Origin of the sequence: Aeromonas sp. FDAARGOS 1411 (genome assembly GCF_019047125.1) — a bacterium.
In the GTDB taxonomy this organism is placed as follows: domain Bacteria; phylum Pseudomonadota; class Gammaproteobacteria; order Enterobacterales; family Aeromonadaceae; genus Aeromonas; species Aeromonas veronii.
Window position 1 is genome coordinate 225,167 of the sequence record NZ_CP077214.1, and the last position, 17,873, is coordinate 243,039.

At 60.1% G+C, this 17,873-nt stretch carries 15 protein-coding genes; 12 read left to right on the forward strand and 3 right to left on the reverse strand.

Features of this window, described 5'->3' with window-relative positions:
- The first annotated feature begins 42 nt into the window (after positions 1-42).
- The 11 genes from I6L41_RS00940 (at position 43) to I6L41_RS00990 (ending at position 10,034) form a co-directional block, all read left to right on the forward strand.
- Positions 43-915, forward strand: coding sequence for a Dam family site-specific DNA-(adenine-N6)-methyltransferase (locus I6L41_RS00940; RefSeq protein WP_005335008.1), 873 nt, complete (start codon positions 43-45; stop codon positions 913-915).
- Positions 916-1,104: 189 nt separating this feature from the next.
- Positions 1,105-1,779 carry a ribulose-phosphate 3-epimerase gene (gene rpe / locus I6L41_RS00945; RefSeq protein ID WP_005335006.1) on the forward strand — a complete coding sequence of 225 codons (675 nt, stop codon included), beginning with the start codon at positions 1,105-1,107 and terminating at the stop codon, positions 1,777-1,779.
- Positions 1,766-2,434, forward strand: a complete 669-nt coding sequence (locus I6L41_RS00950) for a phosphoglycolate phosphatase (RefSeq protein ID WP_216961321.1) — start codon at positions 1,766-1,768, stop codon at positions 2,432-2,434. The genes rpe and I6L41_RS00950 overlap by 14 nt, the downstream gene beginning before the upstream one ends.
- A 42-nt stretch (positions 2,435-2,476) precedes the next feature.
- Entirely contained in the window at positions 2,477-3,481 is a 1,005-nt protein-coding gene (gene trpS, locus I6L41_RS00955; protein ID WP_005362251.1) for a tryptophan--tRNA ligase, read from the forward strand.
- Positions 3,482-3,599: 118 nt separating this feature from the next.
- Positions 3,600-3,815, forward strand: a complete 216-nt coding sequence (locus tag I6L41_RS00960; protein WP_005334997.1) for a hypothetical protein — start codon at positions 3,600-3,602, stop codon at positions 3,813-3,815.
- Positions 3,816-3,836: 21 nt separating this feature from the next.
- The gene (locus tag I6L41_RS00965; protein WP_139441861.1) at positions 3,837-4,418 is read left to right on the forward strand and encodes an aminodeoxychorismate synthase component II; all 582 of its coding nucleotides are present in this window, start codon (positions 3,837-3,839) and stop codon (positions 4,416-4,418) included.
- A 276-nt stretch (positions 4,419-4,694) separates the two neighbouring features.
- Positions 4,695-5,912 (forward strand): aspartate aminotransferase family protein, encoded by a 1,218-nt coding sequence (locus tag I6L41_RS00970; RefSeq protein WP_216961324.1) that lies wholly within the window; start codon positions 4,695-4,697, stop codon positions 5,910-5,912.
- 76 nt (positions 5,913-5,988) lie between these two features.
- Positions 5,989-7,008, forward strand: coding sequence for an arginine N-succinyltransferase (astA, locus tag I6L41_RS00975; RefSeq protein WP_005334994.1), 1,020 nt, complete (start codon positions 5,989-5,991; stop codon positions 7,006-7,008).
- Positions 7,009-7,080: 72 nt separating this feature from the next.
- Positions 7,081-8,550 carry a succinylglutamate-semialdehyde dehydrogenase gene (gene astD, locus I6L41_RS00980; RefSeq protein ID WP_216961327.1) on the forward strand — a complete coding sequence of 490 codons (1,470 nt, stop codon included), beginning with the start codon at positions 7,081-7,083 and terminating at the stop codon, positions 8,548-8,550.
- 191 nt (positions 8,551-8,741) lie between these two features.
- Positions 8,742-9,539, forward strand: a complete 798-nt coding sequence (locus I6L41_RS00985; protein WP_021229798.1) for a DUF1338 domain-containing protein — start codon at positions 8,742-8,744, stop codon at positions 9,537-9,539.
- Between the two features lie 234 nt (positions 9,540-9,773).
- Positions 9,774-10,034, forward strand: a complete 261-nt coding sequence (locus tag I6L41_RS00990) for a hypothetical protein (protein ID WP_216961329.1) — start codon at positions 9,774-9,776, stop codon at positions 10,032-10,034.
- A gap of 85 nt (positions 10,035-10,119) precedes the next feature.
- Here the strand turns inward: I6L41_RS00990 and I6L41_RS00995 are convergent, their stop codons facing one another.
- On the reverse strand, positions 10,120-10,722 hold the full coding sequence (locus tag I6L41_RS00995) for an HAD family phosphatase (RefSeq protein WP_216961331.1): 603 nt from the start codon (positions 10,720-10,722) through the stop codon (positions 10,120-10,122).
- A gap of 173 nt (positions 10,723-10,895) precedes the next feature.
- Between I6L41_RS00995 and I6L41_RS01000 the strand changes: the two genes are divergently transcribed.
- Positions 10,896-12,272, forward strand: a complete 1,377-nt coding sequence (locus tag I6L41_RS01000; protein WP_216961333.1) for an MDR family MFS transporter — start codon at positions 10,896-10,898, stop codon at positions 12,270-12,272.
- Here I6L41_RS01000 and nifJ read toward each other — a convergent pair whose 3' ends face one another.
- On the reverse strand, positions 12,273-15,818 hold the full coding sequence (gene nifJ / locus I6L41_RS01005) for a pyruvate:ferredoxin (flavodoxin) oxidoreductase (protein WP_216961336.1): 3,546 nt from the start codon (positions 15,816-15,818) through the stop codon (positions 12,273-12,275).
- Positions 15,819-16,046: 228 nt separating this feature from the next.
- A complete protein-coding gene (locus I6L41_RS01010; protein ID WP_216961338.1) occupies positions 16,047-17,687 on the reverse strand; it encodes an alpha-glucosidase in 1,641 nt (546 codons plus the stop codon).
- Positions 17,688-17,873: the final 186 nt, after the last annotated feature.

Genomic DNA, 17,873 nt, shown 5'->3' on the forward strand with positions numbered 1-17,873 from the left:
GTCCCCCTTTTTGGGTCTTGCCTTCTTACACACCGGATTTCCATGAAAAAAACACGCGCTTTTTTAAAATGGGCCGGGGGAAAATACTCCCTGGTTGAAGAGATTGCCGAGCGCCTGCCGGCCGGGCGTGTGTTGCTGGAGCCCTTCGTCGGGGCCGGGTCTGTGTTTCTCAACACCGACTACGACGCGTATGTGCTCAACGACATCAATCCGGATCTGATCTGCCTGTACAACCACCTCAAGCTGACGCCGGACAGTTTCATTGCCGAGGCGCGAAAGCTGTTTGTGGCAGAACACAACCACAAGGCGGCCTATTACCGGCTGCGTACCCAGTTTAATCAGACCGAGACCACCTTCGAGCGGGCACTCTTGTTCCTGTTTCTCAACCGTCACGGTTTCAACGGACTGTGCCGCTACAACAAGAAGGGCGGCTTCAACGTGCCGTTCGGTTCCTACAAGAAGCCCTATTTCCCGGAAAAAGAGCTGTGGGCCTTTGCCGAAAAGGCGCAGAAGGCGACCTTTATCTGCGAGAGCTACGCCGACGCCATCAAGCGTGCCGAAGAGGATTGGGTTATCTATTGTGATCCACCCTATGCGCCGCTCTCCACTACGGCGAGCTTCACCACCTATGCCTCCGGTGGGTTTACCCTGGATGATCAGGCGATCTTGGCGCGATTGGCCCGCCACACAGCCGCTCACAAAGGGGTGCCGGTGCTGATCAGCAACCACGATATCGAGCTGACTCGTGAGCTTTATCGCGGTGCCCGCCTCGACGAGATCCTGGTCAAGCGCACCATCAGCCGCAACGGCGGCACCCGCAACAAGGTGGCCGAGTTGTTGGCGCTCTATCCCCCCGGTATCGAGCCGGAGCAGGGCTACTATCCCAGCGACAGTGAACTACTGCCACTGACGTAACAGACCATGCGGCGCCCAGGGGCGCCGTTTTTTATGGGCGAGTCCGCGCCCGTGCCGATGCCCCAAAACCCAGGTTGCTGGGGGAGGGGAGGTGATTGCCCCATTTACCCCGCATTCGAGTCGTTTTCGCCCGCCTTTTACGTTAAAATTGCGCCGCTTTTTCTCCCTGGCTGCCAATGGATGATGCTGATGAAAGACTTTCTGATTGCCCCCTCGATCCTCTCTGCTGATTTTGCCCGTCTGGGTGACGATGTAGCCAAGGTACTGGCTGCTGGTGCCGACGTGGTTCACTTCGACGTGATGGACAACCACTATGTCCCCAACCTGACCATTGGCCCCATGGTCTGTCAGGCGCTGCGTGACTACGGTATCGAGGCCCCCATCGACGTGCACCTGATGGTCAAGCCGGTGGATCGCATCATTCCTGATTTTGCCAAGGCCGGTGCTTCCCTCATCACCTTCCATCCGGAAGCCTCTGATCACGTTGATCGCTCTTTGGGCCTCATCAAGGAGATGGGCTGCCAGGCGGGTCTGGTGCTCAATCCGGCTACCTCGCTCTCCTGCCTCGAGTATGTGATGGACAAGCTGGATGTGATCCTGCTGATGTCGGTCAACCCGGGCTTCGGTGGCCAGAGCTTCATCCCCGGTACCCTCGACAAGCTGCGTCAGGTGCGTCGTCTGATCGACGAGAGCGGTCGCGATATCCGCCTCGAGATCGATGGCGGGGTGAAGGTCGACAACATTCGCGAGATCGCCGAAGCGGGCGCCGACATGTTTGTCGCCGGCTCTGCCATTTTCAGCCAGCCTGACTACAAGGCGGTGATCGACAAGATGCGTGCGGAGCTGGCTCATGTCACACGCTGAGCGCGCATTTGATTTGGTGCTGTTCGATCTGGACGGCACCCTGATTGACAGCGCCGCCCAGTTGGCGCTGGCGGTCAATCTGACTCTGGCAGACCTCGGTCTGGCGCAGGCCGATGAAGCGGTTATCCGTACCTGGGTCGGCAACGGAGCCGACAAGCTGATCCAGCGTGCGCTCGCCTATCGCGAGGCCGATCCCGAGCTGTTTGCCAAGGCCAGACCGATTTTTTTCCAGCACTACAACGCTTGCCTGCTGCAAGGGTTGGAGATGTATGACGGGGTGGCCCAGAGTCTGCGTCGCTTGCAAAGCCTGGGCTACAAGCAGGCGATCGTCACCAACAAGCCGAGCGATTTCGTGGCACCCATCCTCGATGCCCTTGGCATCAGCGATTGCTTCGAACTCTGGCTTGGCGGCAACTGCGTGCCGGTCAAGAAGCCGAGCCCGGAGCCCTTGCTGCACGCCTGCCAGGAGTTGGGGGTGAGCCCGGCTCGCACCCTGATGGTGGGCGACTCCGAAAATGACGTGCTGGCGGCCAAGGCGGCTGGCATGAAGGTGGTGGGTCTTACATACGGCTACAACTATGGCCGTCCCATCGCCGACTCCCATCCCGACTGGGTATTCGAGCAGTTTGCCCAGCTCGATGCACTTTTGGTCTAATAGCGCAACTGGGCTGGCTGAATAACAAGGATTAACACTCTCATGACTAAACCAATCGTATTGAGCGGAGCGCAACCCTCCGGTCAACTGACCATCGGCAACTACATGGGGGCCCTGCGTCAGTGGGTCAACATGCAGGATGAGTTCGACTGCCTCTACTGCATCGTCGACCTGCACGCCATCACCACTCGCCAAGACCCGGCTGCCCTGCGCAAGGCTTGTCTGGACGCGGCTGCCCTCTATCTGGCGGTCGGTATCGATCCCAAGAAGAGCACCGTTTTCATCCAGTCTCACGTGCCGCAGCACGCCGAGCTGGGCTGGATCCTCAACTGCTACACCCAGATGGGTGAGCTGTCGCGCATGACCCAGTTCAAGGACAAGTCCGCCCGTTTCGAGAACAACGTCAACGTCGGCCTGTTCGGTTATCCGGTGCTGATGGCCGCTGATATTCTGCTCTATCAGGCCAATCAGGTACCTGTCGGCAACGACCAGAAGCAGCATCTGGAGCTGACCCGCGACATCTGCACCCGTTTCAACAACCTTTATGGTGAGGTGTTCACCATGCCGGAGCCCTTCATTCCGACTGAAGGGGCACGGGTGATGAGCCTGCAGGATCCGACCAAGAAGATGTCCAAGTCGGATGACAACGAGGCCAACTTCATCGGCCTGCTGGAAGATCCCAAGCAGATCGTCAAGAAGATCAAGCGTGCGGTGACCGACTCCGACGAGCCGGCGGTGGTGCGTTTCGATCCGGAAAACAAACCGGGTGTCTCCAACCTGCTGACTCTGATGTCCGGTGTGACCGGCCGCTCCATCCCCGAGCTGGAGCAGCACTTCGAAGGCAAGATGTACGGTCACCTCAAGACCGAGACCGCCGAAGCCGTGGTTGCGCTGCTGGAACCAATCCAGGCCCGTTTCCACGAGTTGCGTCAGGATGAGGCCCATCTGATCGCGATTCTGGCAGAAGGTGCACAAAAGGCGCGCGAAAGAGCTGAAAAAACCCTGACCAGCGTATATGATGTAGTCGGCTTCGTTCCTCGAGCCTGACATACTGGGAAGGTGTAGTAGAAGAGAGCTGGGTATTTGCCTGGCTTTCTTTATTTTCTGCCCGGCTATTTTGTTTAATTTCTTTATTTCAACCTGGGTAATATCCCCAAGAGAAAGCATGCCTGTTCAACCAACTATTTCTGCTGAAGAGCTGAGTGACAAAGGTCACTGGCTACGTAAATTTCGCAAGGCGAAAAACCTCAATACCCTGCAGTTGATGGTCTCCAATGCCATCGACAAGCACCATAAAACCCCTGCCGTTGCTGCCGCCATCTATCTGGCCGAGTGTCAGCGTGAACGGGAAATGGAACAGGGTCGTTATCTCGATCGTTAATTCTCCGCTGTTGGTTATCTCATGCTGTTGTTGATCGATAACTACGACTCTTTTACCTGGAACCTGGTGCAATATTTCGGTGCCCTGGGACAAGAGGTTGTGGTCAAGCGCAATGATGAACTGACGCTTGATGCCATAGCGCAGCTCTCCCCCCGTTTTCTGGTGATCTCTCCCGGTCCCTGTACGCCCAATGAGGCGGGGATCTCTCTCGATGCCATCAGCCACTTTGCTGGCAAGCTGCCCATTCTCGGCGTCTGTCTCGGTCATCAGTCGCTGGCGCAGGCCTTTGGCGCCCGCGTAGTGCGTGCCCGTCAGGTAATGCACGGCAAAACCTCGCTCATCCGCCATCGCAATGAGGGGGTGTTCAAGGGGCTCAACAACCCTCTGCGGGTGACCCGTTACCACTCCTTGGTGGTGGAGCGCGACACGCTGCCCGACTGCTTCGAGGTCACCGCCTGGAGCGAGCATGCCGATGGCTCGTTTGACGAGATCATGGGGCTGCGCCACAAGACGCTCCCTGTCGAGGGCGTTCAGTTCCATCCGGAGAGCATTTTGAGCGAGCAGGGCCATCAGTTGCTGGCCAACTTTCTGGCGCGTTCATAAAAAGTTGTGATCGCCTTCTCAAGTTCGAGAGAAGGCAAAAAAAATTTCCCTGACACTTTATTCACCCCCTCTCCTGCCCAAATTATCTCTTGCCAAGCCCCCCTGAGTCGTTATGCAATGCGGTTGCCTAAAATCTCAAGAGCAATCGAACATTGTTCCTTATAGGCCGTCTTATTACAGACTTTTTACTTTATTTCTGTGATAATCCCGTCACGTTTACACGGATTTAACTTTTGGGCGGTGGATTATTCTGTCGCCGAATCGAAGGAGAGCTATATGTCAGAGTTGTTGGCAGTGACACGTGAAGTGTTTGATGAAGTGATGGTTCCCAACTATGCGCCCGCCAAGATCATCCCGGTGCGTGGTGAAGGGTCACGTGTCTGGGATCAGGAAGGGCGCGAGTATGTCGACTTCGCCGGTGGCATCGCCGTCAACGGTTTGGGTCACTGTCACCCCAAGCTGGTCGAGGCCCTGAAAACCCAGGGCGAGAAGCTGTGGCACCTCTCCAACGTCATGACCAACGAGCCGGCCCTGCGTCTGGCCAAGAAGCTGGTCGCCGCCACCTTTGCCGACAAGGTCTACTTCTGCAACTCCGGCGCCGAGGCAAATGAAGCGGCCCTCAAGCTGGCTCGCCGCTACGCCATCGAGAAGTTTGGTGAGCAGAAGACCCAGATCATCGCCTTCAATCAGGGCTTCCACGGTCGTACCTTCTTTACCGTCAGCGTCGGTGGCCAGGCAGCCTACTCCGATGGCTTCGGTCCCAAGCCCGGTGACATTACCCATGTTCCCTACAACGATCTGGCGGCGCTGGCCGAGGTGATCTCCGACAACACCTGCGCCGTGGTGATGGAGCCGCTGCAAGGGGAGGGGGGCATCATTCGTCCTACCGACGAGTTTGCCAAAGGGGTACGCGAGCTGTGTGACAAACACAATGCCCTGCTGGTGTATGACGAAGTGCAGTCCGGCGTCGGCCGGACCGGTGATCTCTATGCCTATATGGGGCTGGGCGTCACGCCGGACATCCTCACCAGCGCCAAGGCGCTGGGTGGCGGTTTCCCTATTGGCGCCATGCTGACTACCAACGAAATCGCCTCTTACCTGAAAGTGGGCACTCACGGCTCTACCTACGGCGGCAACCCGCTGGCCTGTGCGGTAGCGGAAGCGGTGATCGACGTGATCAACACTCCGGAGGTGCTGGCGGGCATCAAGCAGCGCGAGCAGCTGTTCCGCGATGGTCTTGAAGCCATCAACGCCAAATACCACTGCTTTAGCGAGATCCGCGGCAAGGGTCTGCTGCTGGGCGCGGCCCTGAGCGATGCCTATAAGGGGCGTTCCCGCGACTTCCTGCTGGCCTCTATCGATCAGGGGCTGATGGCACTGGTGGCCGGTACCAACGTGGTTCGTTTTGCCCCTTCACTGGTGATCCCGGAAGCGGACATCAAGGAAGGGTTGGCCCGCTTCGAGAAGGCGGTTGCCCAGGTGGTTAAAGCCTGATTCCAAATTGAGGTGGGGAGCTCTCCCGGCAGGAGCCGGGACCCCACCTGTCGTCAATGAAAGGGAGTTGTCATTTATGTTGGTTATCCGTCCCATCGAGCAAAAAGATTTTGCCGGGCTCAAGACCTGCGCCATCGAGTCCGGCACCGGCATGACCTCGTTGCCCGTCAACGATGAGCTGCTGCAGCGCAAGATTGACGCCTCTACCCAGACTTTTTCCGACAAGCCCGCTGGCAAGGGGGACTGCCTCTACTTCTTCGTGGCCGAGGATCTGGAGACCGGCGAGATGGTGGGCACCTGTGCCATCGATGCTGCGGTTGGCCTCTCCCAGCCGTTTTACAACTACCACATCGGCAAGGTGGTGCACTCTTCTCCCAAGCTCGGCATCTACAACGTCGTTGAAACCCTGACCCTCTCCAACGACTACACCGGCAACTCCGAGCTCTGCACCCTGTTCTTGCGCGAATGTGCCCGCGAGGGGCTCAACGGCCGCCTGCTCTCCAAGCACCGCTTTCTGTTTATGGCCGAGCACCCCGAGCTGTTTGACGAGACCGTCTTCGCCGAGATGCGCGGCGTCTCCGATGCCAACGGCCACAGTCCCTTCTACGAGTGGCTGCAAACCCACTTCTTCTCGATGGATTTTCCCACCGTCGACTATCTGACCGGCATCGGCAAGAAGCGTTTTATCGCCGAGTTGATGCCCAAGTACCCCATCTACGTCAATTTGCTGAGCAAAGAGGCGCGGGCCGTCATTGGTCAGACCCACGAGAAGACCCGTCCGGCCATCAAGATGCTGCAGGACGAGGGCTTCGTGAACCGTGGCTACGTCGATATTTTCGATGCGGGCCCCACCGTCGAGTGCGACGTGAAGAATATTCGCAGCGTGCGCCGCAGCAAGAAGCTGCGGGTGCTGGTGGGCGAGCCCATCGGTGGCAAGACCCACCTTATCTGCAACAGCCGTTTCGAACATTACCGCGCCTGCTACGGCAATATCCGGGTCGATCTCGACAAGCACGAAGCCATCATTCCGCCCAAGATGGCGGCGGCACTCAAGGTGCAGGATGGCGACATGGTGCGGGTGGTCGACCTCGACTGAGACAAACAGGACAAGCAAACCGATTATCAGACAGGCAGCCGAGGCTGCCTGCCAGCGACAGGGAGTGAATGGATGAGCCAGTTAGTGCAATTTATCGACGGTCAGTGGCTTGCCGGTGAAGGCAAGCCGTTCGAGTCAACCGATCCGGCCAAGAACGAGGTGATCTGGCAGGGGGCTGCCGCCAGCGCGGCGCAAGTGGATGCCGCCGTCAAGGCCGCCCGTGCCGCCTTTTACCACTGGGCGGACATGAGCCTTGAGGATCGTCTGGCCATAGTGCGTCGTTATGCCGACCTGCTTGGCGAGCAGAAAGAGGCGCTGGCCCTGACCATCGCCCGCGAAACCGGCAAACCGCTGTGGGAGACCCGTACCGAAGTAGCCGCCATGCAGGGCAAGATTGCCATCTCCATCCGGGCGCACGACGAGCGTACCGGCACCGTTGAAAATGCCATGCCGGGCGCCAAGGCGTTTGTCCGCCACAAGCCCCACGGTGTGGTGTCGGTGTTCGGCCCTTACAACTTCCCGGGTCATCTGCCCAACGGCCATATCGTACCTGCACTGATCGCGGGTAACGCCGTGGTGTTCAAACCCTCCGAGCTGACCCCCATGGTCGCGGAAGCCATGGTCAAGGTGTGGCAGCAGGCCGGATTGCCCAAGGGGGTGCTCAATCTGGTGCAAGGGGAGGTCGAGACTGGCAAGGCGCTGGCTGGCAACCCCGACATCGACGGCCTCTTCTTCACTGGTTCATCCCGCACCGGCCATTTCCTTCATCAGCAGTTTGCCGGTCAGCCGGGCAAAATTCTGGCGCTCGAGATGGGCGGCAACAACCCGCTGATCGTGAAAGACGTGAGCGACATCGATGGCGCTGTGCATGCCATCGTCCAGTCGGCGTTCATCACCTCGGGTCAACGTTGTACGTGCTCCCGCCGTCTGTTTGTCGAGCGCGGCGAGCGTGGCGATGCGCTGGTCAAGCGACTGATCGAGGTGGTCAGCCAGATCAAGGTCGGCTTCTATGACGCCGCCGAGCAGCCTTTCATGGGTTCGATGATAAGCGAGAAGGCAGCACTGGGCATGGTCGAGGCGCAAGCCAACCTGCAGCGCCTCGGTGGTGAGAACCTGCTTACCCTCAAGCACCTGGAAGCGGGTACCGGCTTTGTCTCCCCGGGCATTATCGACGTGACTGCAGTCAAGGCGCTGCCGGATGAAGAGTACTTCGGCCCGCTGCTGCAGCTCATTCGCTATGACGATTTCGATGCCGCCATCGATCAGGGCAATGCTACCCGTTATGGTCTCTCGGCCGGTCTGCTGGGGGACAAGGAGGCGGACTGGCACCACTTCTTCAAGCGGATCCGCGCCGGTATCGTCAACTGGAACAAGCCCATCACCGGTGCCTCCAGTGCCGCGCCGTTTGGTGGCATCGGCGCTTCCGGCAACCACAGGGCAAGCGCCTACTACGCTGCTGACTATTGTGCTTATCCGGTTGCCTCTGTCGAAGACAGCAAAGCCGCCATGCCGGATCAGCTGTCTCCTGGTTTGATGTTTTAAGAGCAAACGGGGATGCCAATGCAGCAGAGATGGCTCAACGCCGCCGACTACTGTGCCATATCCCCGGTTGCCTCTGTCGAAGACAGCAAAGCCGCGATGCCGGATCAACTGTCGCCTGGCCTGCGCTTCCAATAACGACACGGGGCATCCAGCGGTGCCCCCATCTGTACCCGCAATCAAAGGAAAGAGAGATGCAAAAGGATATCGACACCCTGTTCAGCCATCTGTGGGACAACTACATCAAGGTGACCCCGAGCGCCCTCAAGGTGCACACCCTGCTGGGTGGCGGCGAGCCCATCGTCAACGATCACGTGGCGTTTCGTACCTACAACCTGCCCAAGCTGGGGCTGGAGAAGCTGGCGGCCCACTTTCTGGCGCTCGGTTACGAGCAGAAGGGCGAGTACGTTTTCAAGGCCAAGAAGCTCTACGCCAAGCACTTCGAGCATCAGGATCCGGACGCTCCCAAGGTGTTTATCAGTGAGCTGAAGGTGGAAGAGCTCTCTCCGGCTGCCCAGGCCATCATCCACAAGCTGGCGGATCAGGTGCCCGATCATCTGACCGATACCCCGGCATTTCTCTACACCGGCGCCCCCTGGCAGGTCTCCTATGCCGATTATCAGACTCTGCTGGCGGAGAGCGAGTACGCGGCATGGATGGCAGCATGGGGCTATCGTGCCAACCACTTCACGGTCAATATCAACAAGTTGAAGGATTTCGACACCATCCATCAGGTCAATGCTGCGCTCAAGGCGGCGGGTTTTGTGCTCAACAGTGTGGGTGGCGAGGTGAAAGGGGACCCGCAGGTGATGCTGGAGCAATCCTCCACCATGGCGGACAAAGCAGAGGTGCCGTTCAGCGATGGGGTGCGTACTATCCCGAGCTGCTTCTACGAGTTTGCCCTGCGCTATCCGCAGGCCGATGGCGTGCTCTATCCGGGCTTTGTCGAGGCCTCGGCGGACAAGATCTTTGAATCGACGAATGCCATGTAACGGGAGCCACCCTGTTTCAGTCGCAACGCCTCTTTTGTGGAGGCGTTTTGTTTGGCGCAGAGTGACGGTATCGGGTGTTGTCTGACGCCGCGTGAAGAGGGGATTTGGACGGCGCCTAACAGGTGAAAATTTGTTGATAAAAATGTGAACGAGATCACTTGAGACGACACAGATTGACGATGGCGGCGGAGCAAAAAGGAGTAGAATGGCGCTTTATTTTTGCGGGGCCAATCGATGCCTAACTATCACTTTTTCAAGCAGGGTCAGTCGCTTACCTATCTAGATGCCAATGCACCCAGCTATAGTGATGAGCGTCGTCAACTGGTCGAACAGGGATTTGCCGCCATCGCCGCCCCCACCTTTGCAGATACTCCGGCCGAAGCCCTTGAGCTGCTTCGCACTCATCAGGCACTACAGGATGAGGCGCAGGCCAACGCCCTTTGTCTGACGGTTGCCACTATTCCGGCTGCGATCGCAACTCTGTCCGGGCACTGACGCTGCCGCTATGCTCACCTGAATAAAAAATGGTGCCACTGTCATGACACCATTTTATCGGTTTGCCTGCTTGCCCCTGAGCCGTTTAGCGCTGGTGCAGGTCACCTTCGATAACCAGCACGGTATACATTCCTGCCGCCTTGCCAGCCTCAAGCCCGATCCGGGTATCTTCAAACACCAGACAGTGGGCGGGATTGGCGCCGAGCAGTTCGGCCACCCGCAAAAAGGTGTCGGGATGCGGCTTGTGGTTGGTGACGTCATCGGCACTGACCACCACAGAGATATAGGCATCGAGCCCGGTGCTTTTCAGGATGGAGTCCGCTTGATTGCGCGGTGAGCCGGTGCCAATCCCCATCTTGACCTTGCCGTGATAGTGCCTGACCAGCTCCCACATCTTGGGAAAGACGCTGACCTTGTCGATATGTTCCATATAGAGGGCAATCTTGCGACGGGTAAAAGCCTCGACATCCACCGTCAGCCCCTGCTGCTCGGCCAGCATGGCGATGATCTTGCGGGTGGGAATGCCGCCGTACTGATAGAGCTGTTCCCGCTCGAAGGGGATGCCGAATTCGGCGCAGGTAAGCTCCCAGGCATCCAGATGAAGGGGCATGGAATCTACCAAAGTGCCATCCATATCGAAAATCAGGGCATCGTAGTGATCAAACCCATACTGCTCACGCTCGCTCATGGGGGCTCCTCGAATCAAATAGAGCAGGCTAGCAGAAACGGTCGGCGTTTTGTGGGATCGGCCTCATGGTTGGGCATATTGTGGCCGCCGTTTTTTCTATCTCTTGCTGATTTGTGAGATAATAATCCGTTCATTGCCGGATACTTTGGCATATCAGATCTGCGAGTCCGCTTATGACCTCGAGAATATCCCCCAAAACCATTTTCTCCAGTGTGGCGCTGGTGATCGCGCTCGGTTCACTGGAAAAGAGCATAGTCACTACCCCGCTGCCCATGATTGGTGCTGAGCTGCATGCCGGTGCCGCCCTCACCTGGGTGGTCACCGCCTACCTGTTGGCGGCCACCGCTGTACTGCCCCTCTACGGCAAGCTGAGCGATCTCTTTGGCCGGGTGCGGATGCTTAATATCGGCATCGGCCTGTTTCTGGCGGGCTCGGTGGCCTGCGCCCTCTCCCAGGATCTGCAGACCCTGCTGGCAGCGCGTGTGCTGCAAGGGCTGGGGGGCGGCGGCCTGATTGCCCTCGCGTTTACCGTGATTGCCGACACCATTCCGCCGCGGGAGGTGGGCAAGTATCAGGGCTACATTTCGGCGGTCTATGCGGTCTCCAGCATCGCCGGCCCCTTGCTCGGCGGCTACTTCACCGAGCAACTCAGCTGGCGCTGGATCTTCTGGATCAATCTGCCGCTCGGGGCGCTGGCAGTCTTTCTCATCAACCGCAACCTCAAGCAGCTCAACGTGCGCCGCCACAGTCGCTTCGACTGGAAGGGGGCGGGTCTGCTGATTACCGTCACCACGCTCACCCTGTTGCTGCTCTCGCCGGAGGCGGCGCTGCCCGCCGTCTGGCTTTCGGCGGCGCTGGGCGTTGCACTGCTGCTGCTCATTCTGATTGAGCGGCGCGCCCACGACCCCATATTGCCTGCCCATCTGGCCCGGTTGCCCGGCTATCTGGTGAGCGTGCTGCTGGTGATGCTCTCCCAGCTGCTGATGTTTGCCGTGCTGGTCTATCTGCCGTTGCAGATGCAGTGGCAGAAGGGGATGAGCGCCAGCGAGAGCGGCGCCATCATGGTCATCTTCATGATTTGCATCACTGCCGGCGCTTTTGTCGGCGGTAAGCTGATTGGCCGTACCGGTCACTACAAGAGCTTTGTCGCGGTGGGCTTTGGCCTCGCAGCAGTGGCGCTCTGGCAGATCCACTTCGATGCCTGGGTCAAGCTGGCCCTCGGGTTTGCCGGTATCGGTCTGGGTCTGGTGCTGCCCGCCCTCTCGGTGGTGGTACAGAATGCCCTGCCACGGCAGGATCGTGGCATCGGCATGTCGCTGTTCAACTTCGGGCGGGAGCTTGGCGGTGCCGTCGGCGTGGCCATCTGCTCCATGCTGTTTCACTTCCGCCTGCCAGCCGGCAGCGATGGCGATCTGAGCCGACTTGCCCCCGATCTGCTGGCCCCGGGCTTCAGCGCGACCTATATCGGCATGGCACTGATCGCCACGTTGGCGCTGCTCATCACATTGCTGGCGTTGAAGCGCCATGAGCTGGCCTCTATCAGCGCCTGATCAGGCCTGCGCCGGACTCTCCTTGCCTGCCAGCTGGCTCAGCCAGGCGAAGCGGCGATTGGCCTCCTGCTCCGCCTCTTCATAGAGCTGGCTGGCCACCTCCGGCAGCTGGCGTTCCAGCCGCTGGAAGCGGGGCTCATGGCGCAAGGTCTCGGCCAGCGAGGCATTGGGTGCCCGCGAGTCGAGCGCCAGCGGCAATTTACCCTCGTCAGCGCGGCGCGGATCGAAGCGGTAGAGCGGCCAGAAGCCGGTGGCGGTCAGCTGCTTCATCTGCTCATGGCTCTCGGCCATGTCGTAGCCATGCTCCTCGCAGGGGCTGTAGGCGATGATGAGCGAGGGGCCCGGGTAGGCTTCCGCCTCCTGAATCGCCTTCACCGTCTGGTTCATCTGGGCGCCGAGGGAGATTTGCGCCACATAGACGTGGCCATACATCATCACGCTGGCCCCGAGATCTTTGCGTGCCTTGCGTTTGCCCTGCTCGCCAAACTTGGTGATGGCACCGAGTGGCGTCGCCTTCGACTGCTGGCCGCCGGTGTTGGAGTAGCACTGGGTGTCGAGCACCAGCACATTGATGTTCTCCCCCAGACTCAGCACATGGTCGAGCCCGCCAAAACCGATGTCGTAGGCCCAGCCATCGCCGCCGATGAGCCAGACCGATTTTTCCACCAGATAGTCCGCATCGCGAGCCAGCTCTTGGGCTGCCGGGGTCTGGCTCTCCTGCAGCAGCGCTCGCAACTGCTGGATATGGGCCCGCTGCTCGGAAACCGGCAGGGTGGCATCGCCGAGCGCCTCGCGCAGCGCTGCCGGTATGGTGTCGCCGAGGCTCGCCAGCAGACGGCGCACCCGCTCCCTGTGCTGATCGACGGTGAGACGGAAGCCCAGTCCGAACTCGGCGTTGTCTTCAAACAGCGAGTTGGCCCAGGCCGGCCCGCGCCCGTCGGCGTTGGTGGTGTAGGGGGTGGTAGGCAGGTTGCCGCCATAAATGGACGAGCAGCCGGTGGCGTTGGCAATCAGCAGCCGATCGCCATAGAGCTGGGTCAACAGCTTGATATAGGGGGTCTCGCCACAGCCGGAGCAGGCGCCCGAGTATTCAAACAGCGGCGAGATGAGCTGGGAGGTGCGGATGTCGATGCGCTCCAGCTGCTCGGCGCTGCGCTCTGGCAGGTCGAGGAAGAAGTCGTAGTTGGCCTTCTGCTCGTCGAGGTGATCGAGGCGCGAAGCCATATTGATCGCCTTGCGATCCGGGTTGCTGCGATCCTTGGCCGGGCACACCTCGACGCAGAGATTGCAGCCGGTGCAATCCTCCGGTGCCACCTGCAGCACGTACTGCTGGCCGCGCATGTCACGGGATTTCACATCCAGCGCATCGAGAGTGGTGGGAGCAGCGGCCAGCGCATCCGCTTCCACCACCTTGGCGCGAATGGCCGAGTGGGGACAGGCGGCGACGCAGTAGTTGCACTGGGTGCAGAGCTCCGCCTCCCAGATGGGGATCTCCTTGGCGATATTGCGCTTTTCCCAGCGGGTGGTGCCGACCGGCCAGGTGCCATCCGGCGGGAAGGCGGAGACCGGCAGGCTGTCACCCAGTCCTGCCAGCATGGCGGCGGTGACGGTCTGGACAAAGTCGGGGGCCTTGGCCGAAACCACCGGTGGGCGGGGGCGGCTGGCGGGATCCAGCTCACCCAGCGGCACCCGGGTCAGGGCGGCGCAGGTTGCCTCCAGTGCCTGCCAGTTGCGTTCGACCAGCGCTTGTCCCTTGCTGCCATAGCTGGTGGCGATGGCCTGCTTCAGCAGGCTGGTCGCCTCTGCGGGGGGAATGATGGCGCTGAGCTGGAAGAAGGCCATCTGCATCACGGTATTGATGCGGTTGCCGAGCTGGCAGTCGCGGGCAATTTTGGCGGCGTTGATGATGTAGAAGCGCGCCTCTTTCTCGCGCAGGGCATGCTGTACCTCGCTGGGGAGGCGCTGCCAGATCTCCGCTTCGCTGTAGGGAGTGTTGAGCAGGAAGATGCCACCTGCTTTCAAGCGCTCCGCCATCCGGTACTTGTCGACAAACTGCCACTGATGGCAGCCGATAAAGTCCGCCTCTTCCACCAGATAGGCCGATTGCAGCGGCCGCTCGCCCACCCGCAGGTGAGAGACGGTGAGGCCGCCCGCTTTCTTGGAGTCGTAGACGAAATAGCCCTGCGGATAGAGGTCGGTGTGGTTGCCGAGGATCTTGATGCTGTTCTTGGCCGCCGAGACGGTGCCATCGCTGCCAAGACCGTAGAAGAGCGCCTCCAGCTTGTGTTGCTGGCTGTGAATGGGGCTTGAGGTGTCCAGCGCGTTCAGCGGTAGCGAGAGACCTGTGATGTCATCGAATATACCGACGGTAAAGCGCGGGCGCGGGTTCTCCTGTGCCAGCTCGGCAAACACCGCCAGCGCGCAGGCGGGGCCGAACTCTTTGGAGGAGAGGCCGTAGCGGCCGCCGATGACCCGCGGCAGGCTTGCCCGCTCGCCCCGGCTGAGCGCTTCGGCAAGCGCCGTCATCACGTCGAGATAGAGGGGTTCGGCCTGTGCGCCCGGCTCCTTGGTACGATCCAGCACGGCGATGGTGCGGGCACTCTCGGGAATCGCGGCCAGCAGGTGCCCGGCCGAGAAGGGACGGAACAGCCGCACCTTCACCAGCCCCACCTTCTCCCCTTGGGCCAGCAGGCGTTCGATCACCTCTTCACAGGTGCCGATGGCCGAGCCCATCAGCACCACAATCCGCTCCGCCTGCGGGTGGCCGACATATTCAAACGGTCGATAGTGGCGGTCGGTCTGCTCGCCAAAAGCCTGCATCGCCTCACTCACATGGCCATAGGCGGCGTCATACCAGGGGTTGCTCGCCTCCCGGCACTGGAAGTAGGTGTCCGGGTTGGCGGCGGTGCCGCGAATGACCGGTTTGTCGGGGGTGAGCGCCCGGTCACGATGGGCACGGATGGCATCTGCGGGCAGCAGGGCACGCAGGGTGTCGTCAGCGAGCGGCGCTATCTTGGCGATCTCGTGGGAGGTACGAAAGCCGTCGAAGAAGTGGATAAAGGGGAGGCGGCTGTTGAGGCTCGCTATCTGGGAGATCAGGGCGAAATCCTGCGCCTCCTGCACATTGCTGGCACAGAGCATGGCGCAGCCGGTCTGGCGCACTGCCATCACGTCCGAGTGATCGCCAAAGATCGATAGCGCATGGGTCGCCACGGTACGCGCCGCCACATGCAGCACGAAGGGGATGAGCTGACCCGCCAGCTTGTAGAGGTTGGGGATCATCAGCAGCAAACCCTGCGACGAGGTAAACGAGGTCGCCAGCGCGCCGGTCTGCAGGGCACCGTGGACGGCAGCGATGGCGCCCCCTTCCGACTGCATCTCGACAACCCGGGGCACATCCCCCCACAGGTTCTTGCCCCGTTCGCTCGACCAGGCCGACGACTGCTCAGCCATGGCCGAGCTGGGGGTGATGGGGTAGATGGCGATGACTTCGCTGGTGCGGTACGCCACCGAGGCGACTGCGTTATTCCCGTCTGTGGTGATCATGTGTTTTCCACTTTGCTATGCCAGTTTGAAGGCCGATAGTTGCATCGGCAATGGATAGGTCGCTGGCATAGTAAGAGGGGCAATGAGAGCGTATCAAACGGGATAAATAATCAATTAATAAGTCAGTAATAGTGGTTAATTTAATCCCACCGCGTGGGGGCGTGATTTTATGCTGGTAACCAACGGGAGGTGGCTGACGGGCCATTGGTATGGCCCCTCAACACGGGGTTAACCCTGCTCCACTTGCAGCCAGATGGTGCACTGATAAGGGGCGAAGAGCGGCAGTGGTTCACTTGGGTAATTGGCCAGCAGCAAACGCATCTTGTCTGTCACCTTGTCGAAGTGGGGCATCGGCAAGGGGGTCGCCGTGAGATTGGCGAGCAGCAGCAGGGTGTGCCGCTCTCCGCTGGCCGGATCCTGCCAGTGGCGGCGATAGCTGATGCGCTCGGGGTCGTCCCCATCCAGCAGCTCGAAATTGCCGTGGCGAACGACAGGGTGGGCCTTGCGCAGGGCGATAAGCTGGCGATAGCAGTGAAACGGCGAGTCGGGGCGGGCCAGTTGCTCGGCGGCATTAATCTCGATGTGATTGGCGTTGAGGGCAATCCAGGGTGTGGTGGCGCTGAAACCGGCGTGGGGGCCGGCGTCCCACTGCATCGGGGTACGGGCGTTGTCGCGGCCGATGGCATCGAGCCGCCGACTCAGCTCGGCAGGATCCAGCCCTGACTGGCTGGCGCGGTAGTTGATGGCCTCCACATCGCGCAGCTCGCCCGGCTGCCAGTGGCGGTTGGTCATGGCCAGCTCCTCCCCCTGATAGATGAAGGGAGTGCCCTGCATCATATGCAGCACCATGGCCCACAGGTTGGCGCTGGTTTCACGCCACTCTGACCTGTCATCGCCAAAGCGTGATACGGCGCGGGGCAGGTCGTGGTTGCCGAGAAACAGGCTGTTCCAGCCCTGACCGTGCAGCCCTTGCTGGTGGCGGGCCATGGCTCGTTTGAAGGCGAGGGGATCGAAGCGGGATGACCACTTGTCACTGCCGAGCCCCAGATGCTCGAAGTTGAACACCATGCTGAACTCGCTGCCGTCGTGGTTCGAATAGTTCTGCATATGGGCGAGATCGGCCCCCCAGGTCTCCCCCACCGTGATGATCCCCCTGCCGCCGAAGCTCGCGGCATTGAGCTCGCGGATATAGCCGTGCAGGTGCGGGCCGTTGCTCATGGCCAGCCGGTCCCACTCCTTGCTCACCATATCGATCACATCGAAGCGAAATCCCTTGATCCCTTTGCCCAGCCAGAAGTTGATCACCGCCGCCATTTCGGCCCGCACCGCCGGGTTGTCCCAGTCCAGATCGGCCTGACTGGGATCGAAGTTGTGCAGGTAGTAGCGATCAAGCGCTGGCACATACTGCCAGCCGCTGCCGCCAAAAATCGAGGTAATGGGGTGGGTGTCAACGAAGGCCTGGTCGCGAAACACGTAATAGCCCTGATAGCGGGGATCTCCGGCCAGTGCCTTCACAAACCACTCATGCTCGGTGGAGGTGTGGTTGGCGACGATATCCATCATGATGCCGATGCCGTGGGCGGCCGCTTCGGCTATCAGCTGCTCCATCTCGGTCAGGGTGCCGAAGGCGGGGTCGATGGCACGGTAGTCCGCCACGTCATAGCCGTTGTCCCGCTTGGGGGAGCGATAGATGGGGGTGAGCCAGAGCATATCGACCCCGAGGGTGGCCAGATAACCGAGGCGCTGACGAATACCGTTGATATCACCCATTCCGTCGCCATCGCTGTCCTGAAAGCTCATGGGGTAGATCTGGTAGATGACGCAGCTCTCGAGGTCGATATCGGGTGTGTGGAGGGTATGCGGGTTCATCAGCTTGGCCGGTTGGGGGAAGAGATTTTCTATCTTACGCAGATGAGCGGGCAGTCAACAGGGCTGAGGAAACCTTGAAAAGGGTTCCATTGTTGGCTGATTACCAAAAGTGCGGGAAGGGTCACAAAGGTGCCATCCCGGGACACGGCTATGGTCGGGATGGCACGGCACTTAGCACTGATACTC